Below are 26,113 nucleotides of genomic sequence, written 5' to 3'. Positions count from 1 at the left end.
GCCAGATGGGCAAGAGCACCTCAGAGATCACATTTGCCAAGCGGCGCAAGCGCGGGTTCGAACGGACCTCGGGGCTGGTGTCGACGCAGGTGCGCAAAGCCTCCGAGGCGCGCGGCTTTGCTGAAAGCCGTTTGTTAACCAATTGGGTGGAAATTGTGGGCGAGGCAACGGCGTCGATGGCGCGCCCTGTCAAAGTGACCTACGGGCGTCAAAAGGGATTTGGCGCTGTGCTTACCTTGCTGACGACGGGGTCTTTTGCGCCGATGGTGCAGGCCGAGGTGCCCAAGATCAAAGAGCGGGTCAATGCCTGTTATGGCTACAACGCGATTTCCGATATTCGCGTGACCCAAACGGCTCCGACGGGCTTTTCCGAAGGGCGGGTGCAATTCGGCCACGCCCCCAAGACTGCGATCAAACGCCCCGATCCGGCGGTGTTTTCGCAGGCCACCGATTTGACGACAGGGGTCGAAAGCGACGCCCTGCGCGCGGCGCTTGAACAGCTCGCGCGAAACGTTCTGACGAAACATAAACAGACTTGAAGGCATGACATGATCAACCGACGCAATGCGCTCATCACTTTCGGCTTTGCTGCTTTGGGTGGCGCGATTTCCCTGACCCGCACCGGTTCTTCCGATGTTACGGATTTCCTGATCACTCCGGCCAATGCTCAGGACGCCCCTGCGGTCGACACCGATATGGTGCCCGATATGGTGCAGGGCAATATGGACGCAGCGGTCGAGGTGATCGAATACGCCTCCTTTACCTGCCCGCACTGCGCCGCGTTCAACACCACCGTGTATCGTCAGCTCAAGGAAAACTACATCGACACCGGCAAGATCAAATTTGTCTACCGCGAGATCTTTTTCGACAAATTCGGTCTTTGGGCGGCAATGATCGCGCGCTGTGGCGGTGAAATGCGCTACTTCGGCATTGCGGATATGCTCTACGAAGAACAGGCCAGCTGGATCGGGGGTGGCAAGGACCCGATGGAAATCGTGTCGAATCTGCGCACCATCGGCAAAAAAGCGGGGCTGAGCGATGCCCAGCTCGACACCTGTATGAACGACGGCGAAATGGCGCAGGCTATGGTGGCAAATTTCGAAAAGAACGCCACCGCGGATGACATCAACGCGACGCCCTCTTTCGTGATCAACGGCGAAAAATATTCCAACATGACCTACGAAGATTTCGCGGCGATCCTTGACGAAAAACTGGCTGACGCGGGCTAAGCGGCGTTAACTGATCCCGATTTTTGCCAACATGGCATCAATCGGGGTCCAGTCTTCCAGCTCCAGACGCACAGGCAGGGTGAGCACTTTCATCCTGAAAGACGCAGGCAGTCGCACTGCGTCTTTTTCCGTTGTCACCAGCTGTGCGCCCAAAGCAAAGGCTTCAAGTTCGAGCCGTTTCATCAGCGCCTCGCTGAGCGGTTGGTGATCATCCAGCGCTTCGGCACGCAAGATATTGGCCCCCAGACCCCGTAGTGTGGCGAAAAATTTGGCCGGATGCCCGATGCCCGCAAAGGCCATGACGGGGAGCCCGTCCCAATCCATGCCAGTGGCAAGGGGGGCAAGTTGCCCGCGCGCTCTTGGAAGCGCAATGTTTGCCCCGCGCGCCCTTGGAAGCGCAATGTCGGGCCAGCGCGCATCGAAGCTGTCCTGCGCCGCCGGATCGCCGATCGACACTACCACATCCGCGCGCGCCAGTCCTGCGGCCACGGGTTCGCGCAGCGGCCCTGCGGGAATCACTCGCCCGTTGCCAAAGCCGCTGGCCGCATCGACCACAATCAGGCTGGCGTCTTTGACGACAGAAGGGTTCTGATGCCCGTCATCCAGCAAGATGACCTGCGCGCCCGCAGCGGCGGCGGCTTTGACCCCTTCGCTGCGCTCCTTGGCGACCCAGGTGGGCACAAAGGCGGCCAGCAAAAGGGGCTCGTCGCCCGTTTGCGTGGCTTTGTGCCTGCGTTCATCCACCTGCACCGGGCCGCTCAAACTGCCGCCATAGCCGCGCGACACGACATGCACCGCCAGACCTTTGGCACCCAGATATTGCGCCAGGGCGATGGTCGTGGGGGTCTTTCCGGTGCCGCCAGCGTTGATATTGCCCACGCAAATCACAGGCACCGGCGCCCGATACCCGCTGCGCGCTACGCGTTTGGCGGTCTCGCGCGCATAGAGGCGGGCGAGCGGCGCAAGCAGCCTGGCTTGCCAGCCGGGATGGGCGGGCGGGTTGTCCCAAAACTTTGGTGGTCGCATCAGCTTTCTCCTTCGGCGTCCCGCGCGGCGATGACCAGTGACACGATGCGGTTGGTCACATCCGCTCCCGCCGAGGTGACTTCCCAGGCCGCATGTGCCATCGCGGCGACACGGTCCGGGGACAAAAGCGCCTCGATCTCGCGCGCCAGTTCGAGGGGCGAGCGCACGCGCCGCGCGGCCCCCGCACTGGCCAGTTTGGAATAGGCCAGGGCATAGTCGGAGATATTCGGCCCGTGCAAGACGCCGGATCCAAGCGCCGCCGCGCCGCTGGGGTCGATGCCCCCGTTGTTGACAAGGCTCTGACCCAAAAAGGAAATCGGGCACAAGCGATACCACAGCCCCGATTCGCCTTCGGTATCCGCGATGTAGATTTGCGTCTCGGTGCGCAGGGCTTCGTCCAAAGCGCGGCGCGCGGTCGTCATGCCCATGTCGTGCGCTTGACGGGCAATTTGCGCACCACGGTCGGGATCGTCGGGCACGATCACGGCCAAAAGGCGGTGCGCGCGGCGCAGGGCGGCTTTTTGGGCATGAAGCACCGGAAGGTCCTCGCCCTCGGCGAGGTGGTTTGCCAACCAAAGCGGGCGCGTGCCAAAGACCTCGGCCATCTCCGCGCGTTCAGCGGCATTGCCTGCGGGCACGCTCGCGCCTTCTTCGATAAAGCCAAGCACTTCGGATTTCTCGACGCGCATCCCCGCCTGCAACCACCGCTTTTGCGAGGCCGCATCTCCGATGATGGTCCAGTCGAAATGGCGAAGGACGGCGCGCGTCAGGGCACGGTGAAACAGGCCGCGACTGGCATCGAGCGGCGTGGCATTCGGCGTATCCAGTGCGAAAACCTGCCGTTTGCGCGCAAGGGTCGCTGCCAGCAGCCGGGGCTGGATGTTTGCCCCGACCCAGATGCACATCGACGGCGCCCAATGGTCGAGAAACCGTGTCACCGCAGGGCCGCGGTCAATCGGCAAAGGCTGGCAGATCACATCGCGCGCGCAGGCCGCGGTGACCCCGTGTTGGGCATGGGTGACCAGAAAACTCAGCCCTGCTTCGGCATCGCTGAGCCGGTCGATCAATTCGAACACCGCCGGTGTCGAGGTGGGATCGGACACGTGAACCCAGATCAGATCGCCTTTGGGGCGCTCGGGCAGGTGCAAAGCAAGGCGGGCATCGTGTTCTTGCTTCGTGATTTCGCCCTGCGCAACGGCCTGCGCGAGGCGCCGTGCGGCCAGCCCGTCGGAACGGTTGGAAAACAGCGCATCGAGTCGAAAGGCCGGCGACAGCGTCATCGCGCGACCGCCCCCGCGCGGCCTGTCGAATTGTGAAAGCTGTCAAACATCTTGCGCTCCGCAACGGATCAATTCCTCCCCTTTTGCACCGTGCCACGCAGGCAAACAAGGCCAGCCAAGGCACTGCGCTATCCTCTGCTCGGACGCGCCCGCACCCTTGGGCGATTTTGAGGGGTGATTTTCGGGCTTTCCTTCTGTGCGGCAGCGCAGCAACATGGGGCGGCGATGACAGGGGCAGCCCGGGCAGGCATTTGCCCACCGACATCGGGCCGTCAAAACGGGGCCATCAACATCGGGCCGCATCGCACAAGGAAAGGAACAGGTGACACGACCGTGAGCGGTTTTCTTGTCTTTACAGATCTCGACGGCACTCTGCTGGACCATTCCACCTATTCCTATGCGGCGGCGCGAGATGCGCTGCGCCTGCTCCATCACCACGGCGTGCCGCTGGTTCTGGCCAGTTCCAAAACCGCCGCCGAAATCGCGCCCCTGCGCGCAGAGCTTGGCTATCCGCATGTGCCCGCTATCGTGGAAAACGGTGCCGGAATTCTGGAAGCCCATGCCAAGGCAGGGGAGGATCGGGGAGACTACCTTGAAATCATCGCGATCCTGAACGCCCTTCCGGGCCGTATCAGAGCCTGTTTTGAGGGTTTTTCCGACTGGTCTGTGGGGGAGATCGCCCGTCACACGGGTCTGCCTGCCGAAGAGGCGGCCCGCGCCGCCGCGCGGCAGTTTTCCGAACCCGGAATATGGCTTGGCTCGGATGAAGAACTAGCCGCTTTCGAGGCTGAGCTTGCGAAATACGGTCTGCGCGGGCGGCGTGGGGGTCGATTTTACACCCTGTCGTTTGGCGCGACCAAGGCCAGCCGCATGGCGGAAATCACCGCCCGTGCGCGGCCCGCGCCCATCACGCTGGCGCTGGGGGATGCTCCCAATGATCGTGAAATGATCGAAATGGCCGATTACGGCGTTATCATCAAAAATGATCACGGGGCGGAATTGCCCGCACTTGACGGCGAGGCCCAAGGGCGCGTGATCAGAACAGACCTCAGCGGTCCTGCGGGCTGGAACAGGGCGGTGATCGACATCCTGTCCCCCCATTTCGGGGCCAAAACCTGACGACCGCGACTTACTGCGACACAAAGGAGAGCCTTTTGGCCGATTTCCATCAAGGCGGGCATGTCGCCACGCTGCACAATCTTCGCTCATCGACCACCGAACAGATGGCGCGCGATCTGGCTGCCTTCGGGGCAAGCCGCAAGATCACGCTGATCCTGCCGTCGCTGTTTTCCGAATTGCAGGGCGAGGCGCTGCCGCAAATCCTCGACGAGTTGGAAAAAGTGCCCTATCTGCACCGCATCGTCATCGGGCTGGACCGCGCGAGCGAGGCAGAATATCGCCATGCGCGCAAATTTTTCTCCCGCCTCAAACAGGACCACGTGATCCTGTGGAACGACGGCCCGCGCCTGCAAGCCGTGGATCAGCGCCTCAAGGAAATGTCGCTGTCTCCCGCCGAGCCGGGCAAGGGGCGCAACGTGTGGTTCTGCATGGGCTACACGATGGCCTGCGCCGATAGTGCCGTGGTGGCCGTGCATGATTGCGACGTTGTGACCTATTCGGCGGATATGCTGGCGCGGCTGGTCTATCCCGTGGCCAACCCCAATTTTCCCTATCAGATGTCCAAAGGGTTCTATCCGCGCGTGGCGGAAGGCAAGCTGAACGGGCGCGTCACCCGCCTGTTGGTCTCGCCGCTTCTGGTGGCGTTGAAAAAAGTGCTGGGACCGCGTGACTACCTCGATTTCCTGATGGATTTTCGCTATCCGCTCGCGGGTGAGTTTGCCATGCGCACCTCGATCCTGCCCGACATGCGCATCCCGTCGGATTGGGGGCTGGAAATCGGACTGTTGTCAGAAGCATGGCGCAACCTCAGCCCGCGCTCGGTCTGTCAGGTCGAAATTTCCGACCGCTATGACCACAAGCATCAGGACATGTCGGCCGAGGATGCGACCCAGGGCCTGTCGCGCATGTCCGTCGATATCTGCAAGGCGATCTATCGCAAGCTGGCCGCCGATGGCACCGTCTTTTCCGAGGAAATCTTTCGCTCGATCAAAGCGACCTATTTTCGCATCGCCCTCGACATGATCGAAACCTACTACCACGACGCGGCGATGAACGGGCTGCATCTGGATCGCCATTCCGAAGAGGGGGCGGTGGAATTGTTTGCCTCCAACATCATCCGCTCGGGCGATATTTTCCTCGAAAACCCGATGGAAACGCCCTTCATTCCGAACTGGAGCCGCGTGCATGCCGCCGACCCCGACATCATGGGGGCGATGCTGCGCGCTGTTGCGGACGATCAGGAGCAATATAGCCCGATTTAGGCAGGATCAGGCCCGCAGCCGGTCGGTAATCTGGCCGGTCAGCGCTTCGTTGGCCGCCACGATGCCCGAAATAGCCGGATGGGGATTGTTAAAGCGCGGGATCTGGCCGTGGCGGTCGACAACCGTGCCACCTGCTTCGGTGACGATCAGGGTGCCCGCCGCCACGTCCCATTCCCAGGTGTCGCGAAGCGTGAGCATCGCCTGATAGCGCGCCTGCGCCACAAGCGAGAGCCGATAGGCCAAGGAGGGGCGGAATTTGCGCTCGATGGTGGGCACACCGCCGGGCCAAAGCGCCGGGTTCAGGTTGGCAGATGCCGTCAAAACGGTGGCCCCGAACAGGATCACTTTGGGGTCGATGGTGATCGGCGCACCGTTCAGGCAGGCCCCTTTCCCGAGTTCGGCGGTATACAGCCGGTCGCGCACCGGTAGATAGACCACGGCATGGGTGACAATCCCGTCGCGCGCCAAGGCAATGGAATGGGCCCAGTTGCCGTCGCCTTCAATGAAACTGCGGGTGCCATCAATCGGATCGACGATGAACACCTCGCGCATGGTGAGGCGTGCATCGCTGTCTTCGGTTTCTTCGGACAGCCAGCCGCAGTCGGGTCTTGCGGCGGTCAGAAATTCCTTGAGAAACAGATCGACGGCCAGATCGGCCTCGGTCACCGGACCGGCGCCGTCGTCCTTTTGCCAGACCTGCGGATCGGCGCGCCAGTAGGGCAGCGCAAGCGCACCGGCTTTGCGGGCGGCGTCGATCAGAAGTTGAAGCGTCTCACTCACCGGCAAGGATCAACCCCTCGACTCGCAGGGAGGGGATCACGCGGCTCAGGTGCAGGCGCGCATCATTGGCCGGTGTCAGCGTGCGCAGCATGTCGCGCAGATTGCCCGCGAGGGTGCATTCATTCACCGGATAGGCGATTTCACCGTTCTCGATCCAGAAGCCCGATGCGCCGCGCGAATAATCTCCGGTCGTGGGATTGATCGACGAGCCAATCATCGAGGTGACATAGAGGCCGGTTCCCATGTCGCAAATCATTTGCGCCAGTGTCTGATTCCCCTGCGTTAGAGCCACATTCCCGATGGACGGTGTGGGTGGGGCCGAGGTGCCGCGCGCCGCGTTGGCCGTGCTTTGCAGGCCCAGCTGGCGGGCGGTGGCCAGGTCGAGAATCCAGCTTTTGAGCACACCGTTTTCAACGATCACCCGTTGCGTCGCAGGCAGGCCCTCGGCGTCGAAGGGGCGCGATCCGGCGGTGCGCTTGCGCAGCGGGTCTTCGACAATCGACAGGGTTTCGGGCAGGATCAATTCGCCCATCGCAGAGCGAAGCCAGCTTGAGCCGCGTGCCACAGAGCTGCCATTGATCGCCCCCAGCAAATGCCCGATCAGCGAGGAAGACACGCGTTCGTCATAGATCACCGGATAGGCACCGGTTTTGGGTTTGCGCGCGCCCATCCGTTGCATCGTGCGTTCGCCGGCGAGGGTGCCGATGCTTTCGGGGCTGGGCAGATCGGCCTGAAAAATGCGGCTTTCGCCGGCATAATCACGTTCCATGCCCGTCCCGCTTCCGGCAATCGCGACGCAGCTTGTGCCGCGATCAGAGCGCGTGTAACCGCCCGCAAAACCGTTGCTGGCGGCCAGATGCACGCGCCGCCGCCCGTATCCTGCGGAGGCGGATTGCACCTGCGCGATGCCGCTGACAGCCATCGCGGCCGCCTCGGCGCGGCGCGCGTCTTCTTCCAGATCTGCAGCGGCAGGTTCGTGTCCGGGATCATAAAGTTCCAGCGCCTCGACATCCCAAGAGGTCGCAAGATCGCCCTTGTCCGCCAGCCCGAGATAGGGATCGTCGGGGGCTTCGCGCGCCATTGCCAGCGCGCGCTCGGCCATGATGGCAATCGTCTCGAGGCGGGTATCGGAGGCGGACACGCAGGCTTGTTTGCGTCCGACAATGACGCGCAGCCCGATATCGACGCCCTCCGAGCGTTCTGCCTGTTCCAAAACGCCGTTTTTGACGTCAATGGAGATCGACGTGCCATCGACGGCCATCGCATCGGCATCATCGGCACCGGCCTTGCGCGCAGCATCCAGCAGCGCCGCCGTCAGGTCTTCGAGATTGCGTGTCATAGGCCGTCCTTTCGCTCCCTTTTCGAGGTAGTCGTCAACTTCCCCTGCTGCAACCCTTTTGCGCCCGCAAGCGGCTTGGCGTAACCTGTGCGCAACGCGAAGGAGACCGCATGGCAGATCTAACGGGACAAGTGGCGCTGATCACGGGCGCAAGTCGGGGCATTGGCGCGCAGGCCGCGCGCGCCTTTGTACAGGCAGGCGCAAAGGTAGTGTTGGTGGCGCGCAGCGCTGAGGCAGTTTGCGATGTGGCCGCAGAGTTGGGCGAGGCCGCTTATGCGGTGCCTGGCGATGTGTGCGACGCAGCAGTGATGCGCGCCGCGGCGCAGGCGGCCGTCACGCAGTTTGGGCGGCTCGACATTTTGGTCAATAATGCCGGTGTCATCGAGCCTATTGCAGGCATTAGAGACGCATCAGCACCGGATTGGGCGCGCGCCATCGACATCAATCTGACCGGCGTTTTCAACGGAATGCAGGCCGCTTTGGCGGTGATGGATCGCGGCACGATCCTGACCGTTTCCTCCGGGGCGGCCCATAACCCGCATGAGGGCTGGAGCGCCTATTGCGCCTCCAAGGCGGGGGCGGCGATGCTCACGCGCTCTTTGCATCTTGAGGAGGCGGCGCGGGGCATCCGTGCGATGGGCCTGTCGCCCGGCACGGTTGCCACGCAGATGCAGCGCGACATCAAGGCCTCGGGTGTGGGGCGTGTTGCGGCATTGGAGTGGGACGACCATATCCCCGACACATGGCCAGCAGCCGCTTTGGTGTGGATGTGTAGCGCCGCTGCAGACCCCTATCTGGGGCAAGAGATTTCGTTGCGTGACGCAGAGATGCGCGCCGCGATCGGCCTTGTCGCATGAGCCTTTGCAATGGCTGAGCGGGTCGAGGCGCTGGTCATCGGCGCGGGGCCTGCGGGATTGATGGCGGCGGATGTGTTGTCGGCGGCGGGGGTGCCTGTCGTGCTGGCCGAGGCCAAACCCTCCCCCGCGCGCAAATTCCTGATGGCGGGGAAATCCGGTCTCAACATCACCATGGACGCGCCGCTCGCGCAGGTTTGTGCGGTGTTTGAAGAGGCCCGCAGCCCGCTGGGCCCGATGCTTGCCGCCTTTGGCCCACAAGAAGTCATGCAGTTTTGCCGGGGCTTGGGGCAGGAGGTTTTCACCGGCTCTAGCGGGCGGGTGTTTCCAGCTGCGATGAAAGGCTCGCCCTTGTTGCGCGCATGGCTGGCGCGGTTGTCCGCGCAGGGCGTGGTGTTGCGCCGTCGCTGGCGCTGGAGCGGCCTGTCGGACGGCTTTCTCTTCGAGACCCCCGATGGGCCGCTGGTGATCCGCCCCAAAGTCACGGTTCTGGCGCTGGGCGGGGCGAGTTGGGCTCGGTTAGGCTCTGATGGGGCATGGGCCGGGATCCTGCGCGACCGTGTCCCCTTGGCCCCGTTTGCCCCTGCCAATGCAGCGCTCAGCGTGGCGTGGTCGTCGCATATGGCCGCGCAATTCGGCCAGCCCGTCAAGGATGTGGCGCTGCACTGCGGGGCGTATAGATCCCGTGGAGAATTCGTGATTTCACAGCGCGGCCTCGAGGGCAGCGGTATCTATGCGGTGTCAAAGGGCATTCGCGCAGGACACCCGTTGGTGGTGGATTTAAAACCGGATTGGCCCCTTGAGCGCGTCAGACAGGCTCTAACACAGGGAAACCGTAAGGCTTCAGTGTCCAACATGCTGCGCAAGGCGCTCCATTTCGGCCCTGAAAAACTGGCGCTGGTCATGGAATATGCGCGTGGTCACGAGGATCTGGCCAGCGCGATCAAGGCTCTAACCTTGGGAAATGTGACCCTTCGCCCGCTGGATGAGGCGATCTCAACCGCAGGGGGCATCCGGTGGGAGGCCGTCACGGGCGACCTTGAGCTCAAGGCGATGCCAAGGGTCTTTGCGGCGGGCGAGATGCTGGATTGGGAGGCGCCGACAGGGGGCTACCTGCTGACCGCCTGCCTTGCCACTGGCAGACAGGCGGGGCTGGGGGCGCTTAAAGCTCTTTCATGACCTCAGCGGCGATTTCAAAGGACCGCAGCCGTGCCCCGTGGTCCCAGATATTGCCGTTGAGAATGATTTCATCGGGCTGATAGCGGCGGATCATGGTGGCCAGTTGATCCTTTACCTGCGCTTTGGTCCCCGTGGCCGACACCGATAGCGCCTCGTTCAGGGCAGGGATAAATTGCGGCGGGATGACGCCGTCGATCTGGTCCACAGGGGCGGGCAATCTGCCCGGCTTGCCCATACGCAGCTTGGCAAAGGCCTGCATCATGGAGGTGCGGATGAAGTGCGCCTCGTGTTCGGTATCGGCGGCAAAGACATTGGCGGCGAGCATGAAATAGGGCTTGTCCAGTGCCTCGGACGGCTCGAACACGGCGCGATAGACACCGATGGCGTCTTCCAAAGCTTGCGGGGCGAAATGGGAGGCAAAGGCATAGGGTAGCCCCAAACGTCCCGCCAGTTCCGCGCCATAAAGCGACGATCCCAACATCCAGACAGGCACATGGGTGCCATTGCCGGGGAAGGCGCGCACGGGGGTGCTGTCGGGAAGGTCGCGAAAGTAAGTGATCAGTTCCTGCACGTCGCGCGGGAAGGTGTCGCCGTTGGCATGCGCATGGGGCAGGGAGCGGCGCAGCGCGCGGGCGGTGCCCATGTCGGTGCCCGGAGCGCGACCAAGGCCGACGTCGATCCGGTCGCCATAGAGTTCGGCGAGCGTTCCGAAGGCCTCGGCAACCTGCAACGGGGCATGGTTGGGCAACATGATTCCCCCCGCCCCGACGCGCAATGTCGTGGTGGCCTGCGCGACATGCCCGATCACCACAGCCGTCGCGGCAGAGGCGATGCCCGCCATATTATGGTGTTCGGCCAGCCAGAAACGGGTGTAGCCCCAGCGTTCGGCATGTCGGGCGAGATCGGCAGAGTTGCGCAACGCATCGGCGGTGCTTGTGCCCTCGGGAACGGGGGCGAGGTCGAGGAGAGAGTAGGGGATCATTGCGTGTCCTTTCAGCTCTCCAGACATAGGCACTGAACCGACTGGTTCAATCGCGCGTGCGAAAGGTTAACGCCGCGCGAGCATCGAAAGACGCAAGAGCGCCCGTTCCATCACCGCCATGGCAGGCGCGCGCGACGCCGAGCGCAGCGTCAGGTCGGTCTCGATCAACAGGCCAAGCGCGGTTTCAAGACGCTGCACGCCCCAGTTTTGCGCTTGGCGCAGGATCTTGTCGCGGCGCGGCCCGTAGATCGGCGGGCGCATGGCGGCCACGCCCTGCGCGGGGCCTTGGGGATGGGCGGCGGCGGCGTGCAACTGGCGAAAATGGCGCATGGCCATGATCGAGAGCGTCACGGCATTGGTGCCTTGCCCTTCGATCCGGTTCATCATCGGCCCCAGATCCTGCGCGCGCCCTTCGGCCACGATATTGAGCAGATCGTCCAACTCGGCCTCGATGGTGGCAGGTGCGCAGTTCAGGACATCCGCGCTGATCACCGCGCTGCTATCGCCCAGCTTGTAGAGCGACAGCTTTTCCATCGTCTGGCGAAAATCACCGGGATCAAGTTCGCGCCCCAGCGCTTCGATGTCTTTCATCGCTTCGGGGTCGATGTTGCGGATACCTGCCTTCGCAAGCTCCGCCTCGATTTCCGCGCGGCTCGGGGGATCGGCATAGATCGCAACGGCAAGCGCGTTGGGATGCCCCTCGAACAGCTTGCGCAGTTTTGACGTTGCCTTGAGCTGGTTGGCGGTGACGACGATCGTCGCATCCCCCTCGCGCCAGTCTTTCAGCGCCACCTCGATGGCGGGAAAGGTGGTTTCGGTCGCATCCTCGACAAAAACCGCGCGCGGACCGGGAAAAAACCCCTGCGCCTTGACCGCATCCAGAAGGGCGGCGGCATTCTTGCGCAGCTCGCCGCCGGCAAGGCGTTCAAGCCGCATTTCCGCTTCTCCCTCGGGGCCGACGAGATTGGCCAGCACCTCTTGGCGCTTGAGGGCGATGCGCATGGCGTCAGGGCCATAGATCAACAGCCCCGCGCGGCGCGGATCGGGGTTGGCAAAAAACGCCAAGGCATCGCGCGGGGACAGTTTCATTGCGTTGTTACCGCCCCCAAAAGGCCGGTGAAAATCTGATCCGCAAGCATGACCATCAACCGCTCGTTGGCATCGGCGCGGGCTGTCACCAGCGCGACATCCGAACCAATCGCCGAATAGGCGGTGAAGTTGCTGACGGTGCCCGAGCGCACAACGCTGCCTTGCAGATCGGTCAGGCTGTAGCGCGCCTGTCCGGTGATCTGGTAGCGTGTTGTGGCCTCTTCGTCGGTCACACCGACAGAGGTGGACGCGGTGGTGATCGTGTAGGTCAGACGGTAATCGGGACTTTGCGTCAGGCCAAGGCGGCGTTGCAAGCGCGCAACCAAAGCATAGCTTGTGGCGTCATCGGGCGCTTGTACGGCGACCTTGCCCCGCAGCGCCAGACCCGCTCCTTCGGGGCCGTACACGGGGGTGAAGCCGCAGGCAGACAGGCTGAGTGCCGCGCCCAGAACGAGCGCGGCTTTCAGGATGGTTCTGCGATCAGATAACGACATTGATGATGCGGCCCGGAACAACGATGAGTTTCTTGGGCTGCCCGCCATCGAGCGCCTTGATCACAGCGTCGTTCGCCAGCACCAGTTTTTCAAGCGCCTCTTTGGGCATGTCCTTGGGAATGGTCAGCTCGTCGCGCCGCTTGCCGTTGATCTGGATCGGCATGGTGACCGTATCCGACACCAACATCGCGGGGTCCGCCACGGGCCAGGGGGCTTGTGTAACCAGTCCCGTGCCCCCCAGAAGTGCCCAGATTTCCTCGGAAAGATGCGGGGTGAGGGGGGACATCAGCTGTGCAAGGGTTTTTACGGCAAAACTCTTGGCCTCTTTGCCTGCTTTGGATTTCGAAATCACCGCCGTGAAGCCGTAGAGTTTGGCGATCGAGGCGTTAAATCCAAAAGATTCAAACCCTTGCGACACTTCGACGATGGCTTTGTGGGTCGCGCGGATCAGGTCTTCGTCCCCCGTGCCGCTGGCGGGAAGATCGGCAACGTCGCTGGCCAGACGCCAGACGCGCGCAAGGTGTTTGGACGTGGCTTCGGCCCCTGCGGCCGTCCATTCTACGTCGCGCTCGGGCGGGCTGTCGGACAGCACAAACCAGCGCGCGGTGTCGGCACCAAAGGCGGAGATGATCGACACGGGATCGACCACGTTTTTCTTGGATTTGGACATTTTCGCGGAGGGGATGATTTCCACCGCTTCGCCGGTGGCGATCACTTTGCCCTGCGCCACCTCTTCGGGCAGGTGGTAGACGGGGCGGCCGTTGTCGCCGCGCGTCTGGTAGATTTCATGGGTCACCATGCCTTGGGTGAACAGCGCGTTGAACGGCTCGCGTGCTTTGTCGGGGAGGTGCCCCGTCATGTTCATCGCGCGGGCAAAGAACCGCGAATAGAGCAGGTGCAAAATCGCGTGTTCGATCCCGCCGATGTATTGATCGACGTTCATCCAGTAGTCGGCATCCTGCGCCACAGTGGGGGTGTCGGCGCGCGGGCTGGTAAAACGGGCGTAATACCACGAGCTGTCCACAAAGGTGTCCATCGTGTCGGTTTCGCGCAGCGCATCGGCACCACAAGCAGGGCAGGCACAGTTGCGCCAGGTCGGGTGACGGTCCAGCGGGTTGCCGGGCAGATCAAAGCTCACGTCCTTGGGCAACTCGACGGGCAGGTTCTCTTTCTTTTCGGGCACAACACCGCAGGCTTGGCAATGCACCACCGGAATCGGGCAGCCCCAATAGCGCTGACGCGACAGGCCCCAGTCGCGCAGGCGGAATTTGGTCACGCGTTGGCCGACGCCATTCGCTTCGCAAAAATCAATCGCGCGCTCCACGCCCTGCTCGCCGGTTTGCGCGTCCTCCCCCGCAAAGCCGCGGGTGTAGCGGACGGTTTCGGATTTAAGCGGTGTGAAGGGGAGCGTGGTGTCGCCCGCCATCGCCTCGAAAACCGGCGTGATCGCCAAGTCGTATTTGCTGGCAAATTCATGGTCGCGCGCGTCATGGGCGGGGCAACCGAACACGGCACCGGTGCCGTAGTCCATCAGGATGAAATTGGCGATATAAACCGGAAGTTCCCACGCGGTATCAAAGGGATGGCGCGCGGTCAGACCGGTGTCAAAGCCGCGCTTGTCGGCCTTTTCCAATTCTTCCTCGGTGGTCCCCCCCTTGCGGCACTCTTCACAGAAAGCCGCGAGGTCGGCGTTGTCCTCGGCCAGCTTTTTCGCCAGAGGGTGATCGTAGGAAATCCCGACAAAACTTGCGCCCATCAGCGTGTCGGGGCGGGTTGTGTAAACCTCGATACGATCCGCGCCGTGGTTTGTATCGGTCAGGGAGAAGGAGAATTGCAGACCATGCGATTTGCCGATCCAGTTCTTTTGCATGGTTTTGACCTTGTCAGGCCAATTGTCCAAGCTGTCGAGCGCGCTCAACAATTCGTCCGAGTAGTCGGAAATCTTGAAAAACCACTGAGTCAACTCGCGCCGTTCGACCGGCGCGCCCGAGCGCCAGCCGCAGCCGTCGATCACCTGCTCGTTGGCCAGAACGGTCATGTCGATCGGATCCCAGTTCACGGTGGCATTCTTGCGATAGACCAGCCCCTTGGACAGCATGTCGATGAACATCGCCTGCTGCTGGCCGTAATATTCAGGATCACAGGTGGCAAACTCGCGGGTCCAGTCGATGGACAGACCCAGCGGCTTCATCTGGTCGCGCATCGTGGCGATATTGGCGTAGGTCCATTCGCCCGGATGACCGCCCGAGGCCATCGCGGCGTTTTCGGCGGGCATCCCGAAGGCATCCCAGCCCATCGGATGCAGCACGTTGAAACCGGTCGCGGCTTTGTGGCGGGCGACGACATCGCCCATCGTGTAGTTGCGCACGTGGCCCATGTGGATGCGGCCCGAGGGGTAGGGGAACATCTCGAGGACGTAGTACTTGGGTTTGCTTTCGTCGCGCCGGGCGAGAAAAACCTGCGCCTCATCCCAGGCCTTTTGCCATTTCGTCTCGATATTGGCGGCAAGATAAGCAGTCATCGGATGTCCTTCGTATACAGATCGCGCGGGCCTGTGCAGCGCGCAAAGCCAAACGCCGGACCACTGGGCCCGGCGTGGTGATAAGCGGTTCACGCCAAGGGGTCCAGTGGCCGCAACGGGCCGCAGACCGCTTTGACATTAGAGGTTCGCAGCGCCTGTGCGAATTTGGCGCGCGCGCGTGAGGATCGCATCCTCGACAGCGCGCTGGGTCGCCGCATCGACAGGGCCAGCGGAGGTATAGATCGCCACGCTCAGGGCACGGGCATCCAGCGCGGGATCGGTGACATGCACCGTCGCGCGATAGGCGCGCCCGCCGCCCGGGGGGGTGCCAAAGCCGGTGATGATCACGCCTGTAAAGGGGTCAGCGGATTGGATGGGAAGAAAGCCGAGCACGTCGATGGCCGCGTTCCAGATGTATTTGTCGACCTGCGCGCCCGCAACGCCAGCCCCACGCCCGCCGCCCAGGAGGGTGCGCGTGGTCGCCTGTTCGATGACGATGGTCTCGCCCGGAGCCGTTTCCACAGGAACCGCCACGGTGTCGCCGCGCGAAAACAGGCTGCAGCCGCCCAAAACGAGGATCGCGGGCAAAAGGGCTATCCCTGTAAGTCGCTGACGCACCATGAAGTCTCTCCTTGTCGAACCTGAGGGGCCGCTGTCGCGCGAAGGCCCGTCGCGGGGCCGTCGGGCAGGGCCGAATTTGTCGCAACCGTAAACGCGGGGCGGGGCGACGACAAGGGCAATGCGCAAACGAAAAGAGCCGCCCCGAAGGGCGGCTCTCCTAGATCAAATCCGGTTGGATTAGAACTTCAGGGTAACCAGGATGGTTGCGCCGTCTTTCAGCTCGTAGCCGGTGCCGGTGTCGAAGTCGTCGGTGCCTTCAACGTCTGCGTCGACGTAGGAGGTAACGATCGAAGCGCCGCCGCCGAGGGAGTAGTCAACCAGGGCGTAGGTGCCGAAGTCGTTGTCGCCCGAGTCGTCGCCGTTGATGTGGCCGCCAGCAAGTTTGATGCCGTTGCCCAGATCGTAGGAAACTTCGAGTGCGTACTCGTCTTGGCCAACAACCGACTGGTAGTAAGCGGACACTGCGAGTGCGCCTTCTTCGTAGTCAGCCATCACACCGTAGGTGTCGTCGGACAGGTCGGGCTCAGCAACGTAGAATGCGCCGAGAACAACGGGGCCAACGGGGTAGGCCACTTCAACACCGTAGGATTCGGTGTCAGCGGTTTTGTTTTGTGCGTAAGCAACGGTCACGTCTGCGCCAGCGAAGGAGCCGGAGCCGGAGATGCCGAAGACTTCCGAAGCGTCGTAGTCTTCAACTTTGCCAGCAGCGTAGTCACCAGCGGTGATCACGTCGTCGCCTGCTTCTTGGTAAGCAACCGAGAAGCCGTAGTTCATGATCGAACCGGACACACCAGCGTTAACCTGGTTGATGTCGCCGGAAGTCGGCAGAACCATGCCCGACACGCCGCCTTCAAAGCCAGCGTACATCATGGTGGCTTTCAGAACTTCTTCGTCGTCCTGCTCGGAGAACGAGTCGGAAGCCATTTCGGAGACGCCGTCCCAGTAGGACACAGCAGCGTACTCGACTTCACCGTAGTACAGACCAGCGTAGTCGGAGGTCAGCGACACAACGATGTTGTTGTCAGCGGAGAAACCGTCTTGGGTGCGGTCGTTGGAACGCAGCTCTTCGAGCTCAAGGCCGTAGGTCAGGGCAGCGGTCCAGCCGTTGTCCAGTTCCTGGGAGGCTTTGATGTCGACGTCGGCGTCAGCGAAGAAGCCGTCGTTGAAGTCGTCGTTGTAGCCGAGTTTGGCCGTACCGGTCCAAGAGATCTCAGCGGAAGCGGCGCCAGCGAACGCTGCGAGTGCAACGGTCGAAAGAAGGATCTTTTTCATTTTTTCCCTCGTGGATTTTTGAATATCAGGCATGCCGGCTAACCCGACACATGGCGGAATGAATGCGCCCAAGCTCACTTTTGGTCAAGCAAGCGAGAGGGCTTGTGTGAAGCTGCTGTGAAAATGATGCAACAAGGCCACACACCTGTTGCAAGGGAGGGCGGCGGGGGGCGATAAAGAGAACGAAATCAAAGGGAGAGACCTTTATGCCGCTCGCAGACATCAGGGCCGCCGTCGCGGCGCAAGCCGTGAAATCGGGCCGAAAACCTGAAGAAATCAAGCTTATCGCGGTCTCGAAGGTGCAGCCGGACGCGCGCGTTGAGGCCGTTTTGCAGGCCGGACATCGCCGCTTTGGCGAGAACAAGGTTCAGGAGGCACTTGGCAAGTGGCCCGACTTCAAAACGCGGTTTTCGGGGGTCGAACTGCATCTCATCGGCCCGTTGCAGACCAATAAGGCCCGACAGGCGATGGCGTTGTTTGACGTGATTCACACGCTGGACCGCCCGAAACTGGCCGCGACTCTGGCGCGACTCAGGGAGGAGCTGGGCCAGTGCCCGCGCCTTTTGGTGCAGGTGAACACGGGGGCAGAGCCGCAAAAGGCGGGGGTCCTGCCCCAAGAGGCTGATGCCTTCATCGCGCAGTGTCGCGATTTGGACCTGCCGGTTGAGGGGCTGATGTGTATCCCGCCCGCCGGACAAGACCCCGCCCCGCATTTCGCGCAGTTGGGTGACATCGCCAGGCGCAACGGGTTGAGCGAATTGAGCATGGGCATGTCGGGGGATTTTGAAACCGCCGTCGCACAGGGCGCGACCTATGTGCGCGTCGGCTCGGCGATTTTCGGAGATCGCGACTACGGTTGACTATCGCGCCTTGACGATAAGGCGCGTGCGCGGCGTCACATGCGCGGCGATCCAGCGAAGGTGATCCCGGCGAAAGGCGACGCAGCCCGCTGTCGGGTGGCGGGGTTTGCGCCACTGGTGGATGAAGATGGCCGATCCCATCTTCGGTGTCGCCTCGGGATAATTCCAGTCGGTGACGAAAAACAGATCGTAAAGCGGCACGCCCATGCGCAGCCGTTCGTGGCTGAAGGGATAGGGCGCGCGGGTGAACTGGTTGTAGGCCGCATCGGTGCTGTCATCGGACCACAGATCGCCCGGGCCAATGGGGCTGGCCCAAGCGAGGGGGCGCGCTTTGCGGTCCGCACGGTAGAACGCGGCGCAAATCGCATGTGTCCCGCTGGGTGTGGCCCCGTCGCCTTCGCGCTTCAGTGCCGCCGGAAGGATGCCGCCGCGCCCGATGGAACAGGGAAACCGCCGCCCCAAAAACCGCGCGCCCTGCGCGGTGACGACGATATCCTGCGCGCTCACAGCAAATGTCCCGATTTGCGGGCCTTGGTTGCCAGATACCGGCTGTTGAAATCGTTTTCCCCGACTTTGAGCGGTACGCGTTCGACCACCTCGATCCCGTGATCCTGCATCATCGAAATCTTGCGCGGATTGTTGGTCAGCAGGCGCACGCGCGACAGTCCCATATCGCGCAGCAGGGCCGCGCCGATGCGAAAATCGCGCTCGTCATCTTCGAACCCGAGGCGATGATTGGCCTCGACCGTGTCAAAACCCTGATCCTGAAGCGAGTAGGCGCGCATTTTGTTGGCAAGGCCGATGCCGCGCCCTTCCTGGTTGAGGTACAGCAGAATGCCCGCGCCCTCTTGGCCCATTTGGTGCAGGGCGGCGTGAAGCTGCGGGCCGCAATCGCATTTCAGCGACCCTAGTACATCGCCGGTAAAACAGGCCGAATGCAGGCGCACGAGGGCAGGGTGGTCGCGGTCGGGGCGGCCGATTTCGATGGCGTAATGTTCTTCGCCGCCATCTTCGGGACGAAAAACATGCACGCGACCCTTTTGCGACGCCTCAAGGGGGACGCGCGCGTGGACCACATCATGGAGCGGCGACAGATCGCCAAGCAGGCTTTGCGCGGCGTCGATGTCGATCAGCGTCAGCCCGTGTGCCGCGGCCAAAGCGCGGGCATCGGGCACGTCGACCACCAGAGCGGCAGGCAAAAGCCGTGCGGATTTGCTGAGGCCGATCGCGGCGCGATGCGCGGCAGGGCTTCCTGTGCGCAAACTGCCGAGCGGGCCTTTCATCGGCACGCGCAGATCGTCGGCCGGATCGGCGACCGCCTCGATCCAGCTTGCATCGACATCCGCAGGCACGGACAGCCGCGCCAGATCACCGTCATAGGCGCGCGCTTTGAGCGTTTGCGCCCGCCAGCTGGTGATCGCCAGAACCGGCGCGCCAAGGGCGCGCGCGTCGGCCAGCCGCGCATCACTGAGCGCTTCGGCGGCAAAGACCACCGCATCGCCATTTGCGCTATGCATCGCCACACCGACCCCCATGCGCAAATCGGCACGTGCGCGGGCAAGGCGTTCGGTCAAGCTGGGGGCGAGGCTCATCGTGCGGGGCTCATGCGTGGGGCTCTTTCGTGCTCTTTGGTCCCTTTGATCTAATCGCTCGCGGCGCGATAGGGAACAGGGCGGGGGCGGCGATTTCTCTCAGCGGGCGCACAAACCCTGCGCGCGCGTCTGCAAGAGCGGCCTCACGCTCTGTAACATTTGCCCGCGCGGGCGGGACTTTTGAAACAAAACGCTCTCCATCTATGCCTAATCCACACGAGGCCGTGAGCGAAGTTGTGCAAAACTTGCCGAAACGGGGCGGCGGGCACAGATCTATCTCAAAGCAGAAATGGAGAGCCCCATGGCCACCTTGAAAAAAATCCTTCTCGTCGACGACGATGACGACCTGCGTGAGGCGCTGAGCGAGCAATTGTTGCTCACCGATGATTTCGACGTGTTCGAGGCCGACAGCGGCGCCACGGCGATGGAAAAATCTAAAGAGGGCATTTATGACCTCGTGATCCTCGATGTGGGTCTTCCCGACACCGACGGGCGCGAGCTGTGCAAACGTCTGCGCAAATCCGGTGTGAAATGCCCGATCCTCATGCTGACGGGCCATGACTCCGACGCTGACACTATTCTGGGCCTTGATGCGGGCGCGAATGACTACATCACCAAGCCGTTCAAGTTTCCGGTCCTTTTGGCACGCATCCGCGCGCAGTTGCGCACCCATGAGCAATCCGAGGACGCCGTGTTTCAATTGGGGCCGTATACGTTCAAACCCTCGATGAAGCTGCTGGTGACCGAAGACGACAAGAAAATCCGTCTGACGGAAAAAGAAACCAACATTCTCAAGTTCCTCTACCGTGCGACCGATGGCGTGGTGGCGCGCGATGTGTTGCTGCACGAAGTGTGGGGCTATAACGCGGGCGTGACGACCCATACGCTGGAAACCCACATCTACCGCCTGCGTCAAAAGATCGAACCCGATCCCTCGAACGCACGGCTTCTGGTGACAGAATCCGGTGGATACCGCCTTGCCGCCTGACGGCGGGCGAAAGATTTGGAAATAAAATGACCAAACGCGGGAACCGATCCTCACATCCAGCGTTTGGTCCATGAAGCCCCTGCGCATCGGGGATTGATAGATGCGCTGTCCCTTGAATATCAGAACTATGGCCCGGCTTTATGCTGGGCCTTTTTTTGTTTGCGGTTTTGGTTTCGCAGGGAAGGGGGTAGAAGGGCGGCGAACAACCGGAGCGCTGCCATGTCCTTTACTCTCGCCACTTGGAACATCAACTCGGTACGGCTGCGCGAGGCGCTTGTTGTCAAGCTGTTGGGCGAGGAAGCCCCCGATGTGCTTTGCCTGCAAGAATGCAAATCCCCCGTCGACAAGATCCCCCTCGAAGGGTTTCGTGCGCTGGGCTACGAGCATATCGTGGCGCGCGGGCAAAAGGGCTACAACGGCGTTGCGATCCTGTCGAAAATTCCGATGGTCGATGCGGGCGGCGAAGATTACGCCGCGCTTGGCCATGCGCGCCACGTTGCGGCCAAGCTGGCCAACGGTGTGTTGATCCATAATTTTTACGTGCCCGCGGGCGGGGACGAGCCGGACCGCGAAAAGAACGAAAAGTTCGGGCAAAAGCTCGACTACCTCACCCAGATGCGCGACGCCTTTCACGCCGAGGCCCCGCAAAAGGCGATCCTTGTCGGCGACCTCAACATTGCGCCGCGCGAGGATGACGTTTGGGATCACAAGAAGCTGCTCAAGATCGTCAGTCACACACCCGTCGAGGTCGAACATCTTGCGCAGGTGCAAGAGGCCGGAAACTGGGTGGATGTGACGCGGCAGGATATTCCCACGGGCAAGTTGTATTCGTGGTGGTCCTATCGCGCCAAGGATTGGGACGCTGCCGATAAGGGGCGGCGCCTCGATCACATTTGGGCCACGGGCGATATTTCCAGCGCCGCCCACGCCAGTCGGGTGTTGCGCGCCGCGCGTGGATGGGAAAAACCGTCCGATCATGCGCCGGTTTTTGCCAGCTTCGACCTTTAATTCGACCTTCTTGGCGCTCATATTGGGCGCGACACACAGATTTCAGGAGCGACCTTCATGGACCTCATCGGCACACCCGCCCCCGCCGCGACCGGCAATTTCGTCAAAGATGTTTCCGAAGCCACTTTCATGGCCGATGTGGTCGAAAAGTCGATGGAGATTCCCGTCATCGTGGATTTCTGGGCCCCGTGGTGCGGCCCGTGCAAAACCCTGGGGCCGATGTTGGAAAAGGCCGTAAACGATGCGGGCGGCAAGGTGTTCATGGCCAAGGTTGACGTGGACCAGAACCAGGCCATCGCCGGCCAGTTGCGCGTGCAATCCGTCCCGACCGTCTATGCGTTTTGGCAAGGCCAGCCGGTCGATGCATTTCAAGGGGCGCAGCCGCAATCGGAAATCACCGCTTTTGTCGACAAACTTGCCGCTCTCGTTGAGGAAGACGGCGGTTTGGCCGAAGCGATCGAAGCCGCAGAGGCCATGCTTGAGGCGGGGGAGACCGAGGACGCGATCCAGACCTTCGCCGCCATTGTCGAGGAGGATCCCACGCAGGCCCAAGCCTGGGGCGGCTACGCGCGAGGGCTTTTGGTGAAGGGCGAGATTGACGAAGCCGAGGCGGTGCTGAACGGCGCGCCCGCCGATCTGCACAGCAATCCCGCCTTCGATGCCGCCTTTGCCCAGATCGAACTGGCGCGTCAGGCGGAAAATGCCGGCCCCGTTGCGGAGCTGGCCGCCCAGGTCGCCGCCAATCCTGATGACATGCAGCTGCGCCTTGATCTGGCGACAGCGCAGCACGCCAGCGGCGATGTCGAAGGCGCAATCGACACCCTTCTGGATGCCTTCCGCAAGGATCGCGACTGGAACGAAGGGGCGGCCAAAGAGCAATTGTTCAAGATTTTCGACAGCCTCAAAGCCAATGATCCGCTTGTGCTTGCCGGTCGGCGGAAATTGTCGTCGATCATATTTGCCTGAGGCGCGGGGTGCGCTAGCTCATGCGAATGATACACGCAGCCGACCTTCCGTCTACGATCCCGATTTTCCCGTTGCCGGGCGCGCTGCTGTTGCCCCGCGCGCGTCTGCCGCTGCATCTCTTCGAGCCGCGCTATTTGCAGATGCTTGAGGATGTGCTCAAGACCGGCACGCGTTTGATCGGGATGGTGCAGCCGATGGAGCACGCCAATGACGGCGCGCGGTTGCACAGTATCGGCTGCGCGGGGCGCGTGACGGGCTTTTCCGAGACCGAAGACGGGCGCTACATGATCACCCTTGCGGGCATGTCGCGCTTTCGCTTGGGTCAGGAGGTCGACGGTTTTGCGGCCTATCGGCGCTTCGCGGTCAGTTGGGCGGGGTTTGACAAAGACCTTGTCAGTCAGCCCGAAAGCGATAACTTTGATCGCAAGCCTCTGTTTTCATTGCTGGAACGATATCTGGATGCGGAAGGGTTGCGCACCGATTGGGACGGGCTGGAAGATGCCGAGGATGAGTTGTTGATCAACTCTCTGGCGATGCTCTGCCCCTTTGAAACCGAAGACAAACAGGCGCTTTTGGAGGCACCTTCTCTTTCCACACGCCGCGAAACTCTGGTAACCCTGATGGAATTCGCCCTGCGCGGCGGTTCCAGCGACGAGATGATGTGATGACAGACGACACCCAAAGCTCCGCGCGTTCCGATGCGCCCCGCCGCAACGCGCCTGCGTTTGATCGCAAGATGCTGGAGGCGCTGGTCTGCCCGCATAGCCATGCGGTGCTCAGCTTTGATGCCGAGCGGCAGGAACTTGTGTCCAAAGCGGCGCATCTGGCCTATCCGATCCGCGATGGCATCCCGATCATGCTGATCGATGAGGCGCGTCGTCTGGACGACTGACGGGTTTTTTCCGGCTTTCTTGCGAAATCTTGTGGCGGGCACGTGCCGCTTCGCGGCGCTCAGAGCGGCTTGCCGGTCAGCAGGCGGGGCAGATCGCCGGTAAGGCCTGCGGCTTCGCGGATCGCTGTGCGGCGCAGGGCCGGAAGGGCATTCAGCACGCCCATGCCAAGATCGCGCCCCATGCGCAGCAGCGGGTTCGCGTTGGAAAACAACCTGTTGAAGCCGTCGGTCGCCATCGCCAATGTCGCCACATCAAAGCGGCGCCATTGCTGATACCGCGCCAGAACGTCTTCGCGACCGATATCTTCGCCGCGCCGATGGGCCACGACAAGAACTTCGGCCAATGCGGCCACGTCCTTGAGGCCGGCGTTCAGCCCTTGGCCTGCGATGGGATGCAGCCCGTGCGCGGCGTCCCCTGCAAGCGCGATGCGCGGGGCGACAAACTGGTTGGCGAGGGTGATGTTGAGCGGATAGGAAAACCGCTGTCCGGCAAGGGAAATATCCCCCAGAAAATCCCCGAACCGCGGGCGCAGGACCGCAAGGTAGTCCGCGTCGTCCAATGCGTTGATCGCCTTGGCTTGGCTGCTTTTCTCCGTCCAGACAATCGAGCATTGATTGCCCGGCAAGGGGAGGATCGCGAGGGGGCCGGCCGCAAGAAAGAACTGATGGGCGCAGCCCTTGTGAGGCAGGCTGTGGGAAATCGCACAGACCAGCGCGCTTTGGCCATAATCGTGACCGCTGCGTTTGATGCCCGCGCGGCTTGCTGTGCCCGACCCGCGCCCGTCGCATCCCACCAGAACCTTCGCGCGCAGTACCTCACCCGTGTCGAGCGTCACATGGGCCTGCGCGCCGACCTCTTGTGCGATGACCGCAGCACCGTTGATTTGACGGATCGCCGGAGTTGCATCCAGCGCCTCCAAAAGCGCCCGGCGGACATAGCGGTCCTCGACCATGAAGCCCATCGGCCCTTCGTCGATTTCGGCATGGTCAAAGTCCAGCACAAAGGGGGCAGGGCCTTCGCCGAGGCCGCCATCACTGACACAGACATCCAGAATAGGTTGGGCATGGGGACGCAGACTGTCCCAGAGTCCGATGGCCGCCAGAAGGCGTTGAGACGAGAGTGACAGCGCATAGCCGCGCCCGTCAAAACTGTCGCGGGCGCGGTTGTCGCGGGCCAGCCGGTCCACGATGGTCACGCGTAAACCGGCCTGCGCGCAGGCCAATGCAAGTGCCGGGCCGTTTAGCCCGCCGCCGATGATCAGGATGTCGCTGCTTTTTTCCATGGGGCAAATATGGCCTTTGCTGTGGGATTGTCCATGCGCTGTGCTGTCGCTAGGCTGAGGTAAAATCTGGCAGGAGCGCGATATGGACAGGATCAGGAACAAAAGCGCGGCTGCATTGGGGCGGGCGATCGAGGACGGCACGCTTGATCCCATAGACTTGGCGGAATTTTACTTCGATGAAATAAAATCCTGCAATGTGAGCGATAGAATATATGCCCGTTTGATGCGTGAACGCGCAGGTGAAGAGGCGCAAGCGGCGCGGGCGCGCCAGAAAAGCGGGACCCGACGCGGTCTTCTGGACGGCGTTCCGGTGTCGTGGAAGGATTTGTTCAACACCAAAGGCATCGCGACCGAAGCCGGATCGGCGCTGTATCGTGACAACATCCCGATGAGCGATGCCGCCGTCTTGCAGTGCGCCACACAGGCGGGCCTTGTGGCCTTGGGCAAAACCCACATGAGCGAACTGGCGTTTTCGGGGCTCGGGCTCAACCCGATCACGGCGACCTCTCCCTGCGTGAATGACGCAGGTGCCGTGTCGGGGGGCTCGTCCTCGGGGGCTGCGGCCTCGGTTGCGTTCGGCTTGGCTGCGGCTGCGATTGGCACGGATACCGGCGGATCGGTGCGCATCCCTGCCGCTTGGAACGATCTTGTGGGCTTCAAAACAACATCCGGACGCTTGTCGTTGGAGGGGGTGATCGCGCTGGCCCCGTCGTTTGACACGGTTGGCCCGATCGCGCGCAGCGTCGAGGATTGCGCGCTGTTGCTGGGGGCCTTGGACGGTCAGGATGTCCGCACGGGAACGCCGCCCGATCTGTCGTCGCTAAAATTTGCCGTGCTGGAAACGGTTGCGTTCGACGATATTCGCGCGGCGCCCGCGCGCGGGTTCGACCAGGCGCTGGCCCGGATCGCGGCAGCAGGCGCCAAGATCACGCGGATCGAAGTGCCCGCCGTGCGCGACGCCATGGCGCTGTCAGGGGTCCTGTTCCCTGCCGAAGCCTATGCGACCCAGCGCGCGCAGATCGAAGCGGCTCCCGAGCGCATGTTCCCGCCCATCCTCGACCGCTTTCGGGCCGGTCGCACGGTCAGTGCGCCGGACTATATCGCCGGCTGGGCCAAGCTGCGCCAGCTGCGGGCGCACTATCTGGCCGCAACACAGCCGTTCGATGCTGTGTTGCTGCCCACCGCGCCCATCCTGCCGCCCAATGTGCACCGTTTGATGGAAGACAGCGACTACTACGTCACCGAAAACCTGTTGGCGCTGCGCAATACCCGCATCGCAAACCTGATGGGGTTGCCGGGGCTGACCCTGCCCACGGGCGTGGCGTCCTGCGGACTGTTGTTGCAAACGCTGCCGATGAGCGAGGCGCGTTTGCTTGCCATTGGCGCAGCTGTCGAATCGGTCTTGGGGCAGGCGCTGACCTAAATGCCACAGGCAAGGGCGAGCTGGCGTAAAATTAACCTCGTTTTTCTGGACCGG

Annotated in this window: 26 protein-coding genes; 13 read left to right on the top strand and 13 right to left on the bottom strand. The window is 62.3% G+C overall.

What is annotated here, in order from left to right; translation table 11 throughout:
- Positions 1–26 precede the first annotated feature (26 nt).
- On the top strand, positions 27–539 hold the full coding sequence (locus AQS8620_RS16130) for a DUF721 domain-containing protein (RefSeq protein WP_370737899.1): 513 nt from the start codon (positions 27–29) through the stop codon (positions 537–539).
- Positions 540–548: 9 nt separating this feature from the next.
- Positions 549–1,229: a DsbA family protein gene (locus AQS8620_RS16125; RefSeq protein WP_085838051.1), complete on the top strand. Its 681-nt coding sequence runs from the start codon at positions 549–551 to the stop codon at positions 1,227–1,229.
- Between the two features lie 6 nt (positions 1,230–1,235).
- Here AQS8620_RS16125 and lpxK read toward each other — a convergent pair whose 3' ends face one another.
- Together lpxK and AQS8620_RS16115 are read right to left on the bottom strand one after the other, a co-directional pair.
- Positions 1,236–2,255, bottom strand: coding sequence for a tetraacyldisaccharide 4'-kinase (gene lpxK, locus AQS8620_RS16120; RefSeq protein WP_085838050.1), 1,020 nt, complete (start codon positions 2,253–2,255; stop codon positions 1,236–1,238).
- Positions 2,255–3,535, bottom strand: coding sequence for a 3-deoxy-D-manno-octulosonic acid transferase (locus AQS8620_RS16115; protein WP_085838049.1), 1,281 nt, complete (start codon positions 3,533–3,535; stop codon positions 2,255–2,257). Before AQS8620_RS16115 ends, lpxK begins: the two co-directional genes overlap by 1 nt.
- A 333-nt stretch (positions 3,536–3,868) precedes the next feature.
- Between AQS8620_RS16115 and AQS8620_RS16110 the strand changes: the two genes are divergently transcribed.
- Positions 3,869–4,654 carry an HAD-IIB family hydrolase gene (locus tag AQS8620_RS16110; RefSeq protein WP_234990523.1) on the top strand — a complete coding sequence of 262 codons (786 nt, stop codon included), beginning with the start codon at positions 3,869–3,871 and terminating at the stop codon, positions 4,652–4,654.
- Between the two features lie 35 nt (positions 4,655–4,689).
- On the top strand, positions 4,690–5,916 hold the full coding sequence (locus AQS8620_RS16105) for a glycosyltransferase family protein (protein ID WP_085838048.1): 1,227 nt from the start codon (positions 4,690–4,692) through the stop codon (positions 5,914–5,916).
- Between the two features lie 6 nt (positions 5,917–5,922).
- Here the strand turns inward: AQS8620_RS16105 and AQS8620_RS16100 are convergent, their stop codons facing one another.
- Together AQS8620_RS16100 and AQS8620_RS16095 are read right to left on the bottom strand one after the other, a co-directional pair.
- Positions 5,923–6,696: a 3'(2'),5'-bisphosphate nucleotidase CysQ gene (locus AQS8620_RS16100; protein ID WP_306345914.1), complete on the bottom strand. Its 774-nt coding sequence runs from the start codon at positions 6,694–6,696 to the stop codon at positions 5,923–5,925.
- The gene (locus AQS8620_RS16095; protein WP_085838046.1) at positions 6,689–8,035 is read right to left on the bottom strand and encodes a TldD/PmbA family protein; all 1,347 of its coding nucleotides are present in this window, start codon (positions 8,033–8,035) and stop codon (positions 6,689–6,691) included. Before AQS8620_RS16095 ends, AQS8620_RS16100 begins: the two co-directional genes overlap by 8 nt.
- Before the next feature lie 110 nt (positions 8,036–8,145).
- Here AQS8620_RS16095 and AQS8620_RS16090 point away from each other — a divergent pair, with 110 nt between their 5' ends.
- Both AQS8620_RS16090 and AQS8620_RS16085 read left to right on the top strand, forming a co-directional pair.
- On the top strand, positions 8,146–8,892 hold the full coding sequence (locus AQS8620_RS16090; RefSeq protein ID WP_085838045.1) for an SDR family oxidoreductase: 747 nt from the start codon (positions 8,146–8,148) through the stop codon (positions 8,890–8,892).
- Positions 8,893–8,901: 9 nt separating this feature from the next.
- On the top strand, positions 8,902–10,068 hold the full coding sequence (locus tag AQS8620_RS16085) for a TIGR03862 family flavoprotein (RefSeq protein WP_085838044.1): 1,167 nt from the start codon (positions 8,902–8,904) through the stop codon (positions 10,066–10,068).
- Here the strand turns inward: AQS8620_RS16085 and AQS8620_RS16080 are convergent.
- The 6 genes from AQS8620_RS16080 to AQS8620_RS16055 form a co-directional block, all read right to left on the bottom strand.
- On the bottom strand, positions 10,052–11,050 hold the full coding sequence (locus AQS8620_RS16080) for an LLM class flavin-dependent oxidoreductase (RefSeq protein ID WP_200809645.1): 999 nt from the start codon (positions 11,048–11,050) through the stop codon (positions 10,052–10,054). The two genes, AQS8620_RS16085 and AQS8620_RS16080, sit on opposite strands and share 17 nt — an antisense overlap.
- A 66-nt stretch (positions 11,051–11,116) precedes the next feature.
- Complete coding sequence (gene holA / locus AQS8620_RS16075) at positions 11,117–12,139, bottom strand: DNA polymerase III subunit delta (protein ID WP_085838043.1); 1,023 nt, start codon at positions 12,137–12,139, stop codon at positions 11,117–11,119.
- Positions 12,136–12,633 (bottom strand): LPS assembly lipoprotein LptE, encoded by a 498-nt coding sequence (gene lptE, locus AQS8620_RS16070; protein ID WP_085838042.1) that lies wholly within the window; start codon positions 12,631–12,633, stop codon positions 12,136–12,138. Before lptE ends, holA begins: the two co-directional genes overlap by 4 nt.
- A complete protein-coding gene (gene leuS / locus AQS8620_RS16065; protein WP_085838041.1) occupies positions 12,620–15,154 on the bottom strand; it encodes a leucine--tRNA ligase in 2,535 nt (844 codons plus the stop codon). The genes lptE and leuS overlap by 14 nt, the downstream gene beginning before the upstream one ends.
- Positions 15,155–15,292: 138 nt before the next feature.
- Entirely contained in the window at positions 15,293–15,775 is a 483-nt protein-coding gene (locus AQS8620_RS16060; RefSeq protein ID WP_085838040.1) for a DUF3576 domain-containing protein, read from the bottom strand.
- Between the two features lie 177 nt (positions 15,776–15,952).
- A complete protein-coding gene (locus tag AQS8620_RS16055; protein ID WP_085838039.1) occupies positions 15,953–17,080 on the bottom strand; it encodes a porin in 1,128 nt (375 codons plus the stop codon).
- A gap of 173 nt (positions 17,081–17,253) precedes the next feature.
- Between AQS8620_RS16055 and AQS8620_RS16050 the strand changes: the two genes are divergently transcribed.
- Positions 17,254–17,907, top strand: a complete 654-nt coding sequence (locus AQS8620_RS16050) for a YggS family pyridoxal phosphate-dependent enzyme (protein ID WP_085838038.1) — start codon at positions 17,254–17,256, stop codon at positions 17,905–17,907.
- Here AQS8620_RS16050 and AQS8620_RS16045 read toward each other — a convergent pair whose 3' ends face one another.
- Together AQS8620_RS16045 and ribA are read right to left on the bottom strand one after the other, a co-directional pair.
- Positions 17,908–18,414 (bottom strand): L,D-transpeptidase family protein, encoded by a 507-nt coding sequence (locus AQS8620_RS16045; RefSeq protein WP_085838037.1) that lies wholly within the window; start codon positions 18,412–18,414, stop codon positions 17,908–17,910.
- A complete protein-coding gene (ribA, locus tag AQS8620_RS16040) occupies positions 18,411–19,499 on the bottom strand; it encodes a GTP cyclohydrolase II (RefSeq protein WP_085838036.1) in 1,089 nt (362 codons plus the stop codon). Before ribA ends, AQS8620_RS16045 begins: the two co-directional genes overlap by 4 nt.
- 301 nt (positions 19,500–19,800) lie before the next feature.
- Here ribA and AQS8620_RS16035 point away from each other — a divergent pair, with 301 nt between their 5' ends.
- The 5 genes from AQS8620_RS16035 (at position 19,801) to AQS8620_RS16015 (ending at position 23,353) form a co-directional block, all read left to right on the top strand.
- Positions 19,801–20,487 (top strand): response regulator transcription factor, encoded by a 687-nt coding sequence (locus AQS8620_RS16035; protein ID WP_085838035.1) that lies wholly within the window; start codon positions 19,801–19,803, stop codon positions 20,485–20,487.
- 219 nt (positions 20,488–20,706) lie between these two features.
- Positions 20,707–21,495 (top strand): exodeoxyribonuclease III, encoded by a 789-nt coding sequence (locus AQS8620_RS16030; protein ID WP_085838034.1) that lies wholly within the window; start codon positions 20,707–20,709, stop codon positions 21,493–21,495.
- Positions 21,496–21,552: 57 nt separating this feature from the next.
- Complete coding sequence (gene trxA, locus AQS8620_RS16025) at positions 21,553–22,461, top strand: thioredoxin (protein ID WP_085838033.1); 909 nt, start codon at positions 21,553–21,555, stop codon at positions 22,459–22,461.
- Between the two features lie 26 nt (positions 22,462–22,487).
- Positions 22,488–23,126 (top strand): LON peptidase substrate-binding domain-containing protein, encoded by a 639-nt coding sequence (locus AQS8620_RS16020; protein WP_085838032.1) that lies wholly within the window; start codon positions 22,488–22,490, stop codon positions 23,124–23,126.
- On the top strand, positions 23,126–23,353 hold the full coding sequence (locus AQS8620_RS16015; RefSeq protein ID WP_085838031.1) for a Trm112 family protein: 228 nt from the start codon (positions 23,126–23,128) through the stop codon (positions 23,351–23,353). The genes AQS8620_RS16020 and AQS8620_RS16015 overlap by 1 nt, the downstream gene beginning before the upstream one ends.
- A 59-nt stretch (positions 23,354–23,412) precedes the next feature.
- On the opposite strand, the gene AQS8620_RS16010 is transcribed toward AQS8620_RS16015, so the two are convergent.
- Positions 23,413–24,636: a UbiH/UbiF/VisC/COQ6 family ubiquinone biosynthesis hydroxylase gene (locus AQS8620_RS16010; RefSeq protein WP_085838030.1), complete on the bottom strand. Its 1,224-nt coding sequence runs from the start codon at positions 24,634–24,636 to the stop codon at positions 23,413–23,415.
- 82 nt (positions 24,637–24,718) lie between these two features.
- Between AQS8620_RS16010 and AQS8620_RS16005 the strand changes: the two genes are divergently transcribed.
- Positions 24,719–26,059: an amidase gene (locus AQS8620_RS16005; RefSeq protein WP_085838029.1), complete on the top strand. Its 1,341-nt coding sequence runs from the start codon at positions 24,719–24,721 to the stop codon at positions 26,057–26,059.
- Positions 26,060–26,113 lie beyond the last annotated feature (54 nt).

The sequence above is a fragment of the Aquimixticola soesokkakensis genome, assembly GCF_900172375.1.
GTDB lineage: Bacteria > Pseudomonadota > Alphaproteobacteria > Rhodobacterales > Rhodobacteraceae > Aquimixticola > Aquimixticola soesokkakensis.
Note: the sequence above shows the minus strand (reverse complement) of the source record. Positions and strands in the feature narration are given on the sequence as shown.

Excerpts from the sequence above, each read along its gene's own strand:
- AQS8620_RS16020 (WP_085838032.1), top strand. The coding sequence starts at position 22,488 with ATGATACACGCAGCCGACCTTCCGTCTACGATCCCGATTTTCCCGTTG.
- trxA (WP_085838033.1), top strand. The coding sequence starts at position 21,553 with ATGGACCTCATCGGCACACCCGCCCCCGCCGCGACCGGCAATTTCGTC.
- AQS8620_RS16055 (WP_085838039.1), bottom strand. The coding sequence starts at position 17,080 with ATGCCTGATATTCAAAAATCCACGAGGGAAAAAATGAAAAAGATCCTT.
- AQS8620_RS16080 (WP_200809645.1), bottom strand. The coding sequence starts at position 11,050 with ATGATCCCCTACTCTCTCCTCGACCTCGCCCCCGTTCCCGAGGGCACA.
- AQS8620_RS16085 (WP_085838044.1), top strand. The coding sequence starts at position 8,902 with ATGGCTGAGCGGGTCGAGGCGCTGGTCATCGGCGCGGGGCCTGCGGGA.
- ribA (WP_085838036.1), bottom strand. The coding sequence starts at position 19,499 with ATGAGCCTCGCCCCCAGCTTGACCGAACGCCTTGCCCGCGCACGTGCC.
- AQS8620_RS16115 (WP_085838049.1), bottom strand. The coding sequence starts at position 3,535 with ATGACGCTGTCGCCGGCCTTTCGACTCGATGCGCTGTTTTCCAACCGT.
- AQS8620_RS16095 (WP_085838046.1), bottom strand. The coding sequence starts at position 8,035 with ATGACACGCAATCTCGAAGACCTGACGGCGGCGCTGCTGGATGCTGCG.
- AQS8620_RS16015 (WP_085838031.1), top strand. The coding sequence starts at position 23,126 with ATGACAGACGACACCCAAAGCTCCGCGCGTTCCGATGCGCCCCGCCGC.
- AQS8620_RS16090 (WP_085838045.1), top strand. The coding sequence starts at position 8,146 with ATGGCAGATCTAACGGGACAAGTGGCGCTGATCACGGGCGCAAGTCGG.
- AQS8620_RS16060 (WP_085838040.1), bottom strand. The coding sequence starts at position 15,775 with ATGGTGCGTCAGCGACTTACAGGGATAGCCCTTTTGCCCGCGATCCTC.
- holA (WP_085838043.1), bottom strand. The coding sequence starts at position 12,139 with ATGAAACTGTCCCCGCGCGATGCCTTGGCGTTTTTTGCCAACCCCGAT.
- AQS8620_RS16030 (WP_085838034.1), top strand. The coding sequence starts at position 20,707 with ATGTCCTTTACTCTCGCCACTTGGAACATCAACTCGGTACGGCTGCGC.
- leuS (WP_085838041.1), bottom strand. The coding sequence starts at position 15,154 with ATGACTGCTTATCTTGCCGCCAATATCGAGACGAAATGGCAAAAGGCC.
- AQS8620_RS16035 (WP_085838035.1), top strand. The coding sequence starts at position 19,801 with ATGGCCACCTTGAAAAAAATCCTTCTCGTCGACGACGATGACGACCTG.
- lptE (WP_085838042.1), bottom strand. The coding sequence starts at position 12,633 with ATGTCGTTATCTGATCGCAGAACCATCCTGAAAGCCGCGCTCGTTCTG.
- AQS8620_RS16005 (WP_085838029.1), top strand. The coding sequence starts at position 24,719 with ATGGACAGGATCAGGAACAAAAGCGCGGCTGCATTGGGGCGGGCGATC.
- lpxK (WP_085838050.1), bottom strand. The coding sequence starts at position 2,255 with ATGCGACCACCAAAGTTTTGGGACAACCCGCCCGCCCATCCCGGCTGG.
- AQS8620_RS16125 (WP_085838051.1), top strand. The coding sequence starts at position 549 with ATGATCAACCGACGCAATGCGCTCATCACTTTCGGCTTTGCTGCTTTG.
- AQS8620_RS16050 (WP_085838038.1), top strand. The coding sequence starts at position 17,254 with ATGCCGCTCGCAGACATCAGGGCCGCCGTCGCGGCGCAAGCCGTGAAA.
- AQS8620_RS16010 (WP_085838030.1), bottom strand. The coding sequence starts at position 24,636 with ATGGAAAAAAGCAGCGACATCCTGATCATCGGCGGCGGGCTAAACGGC.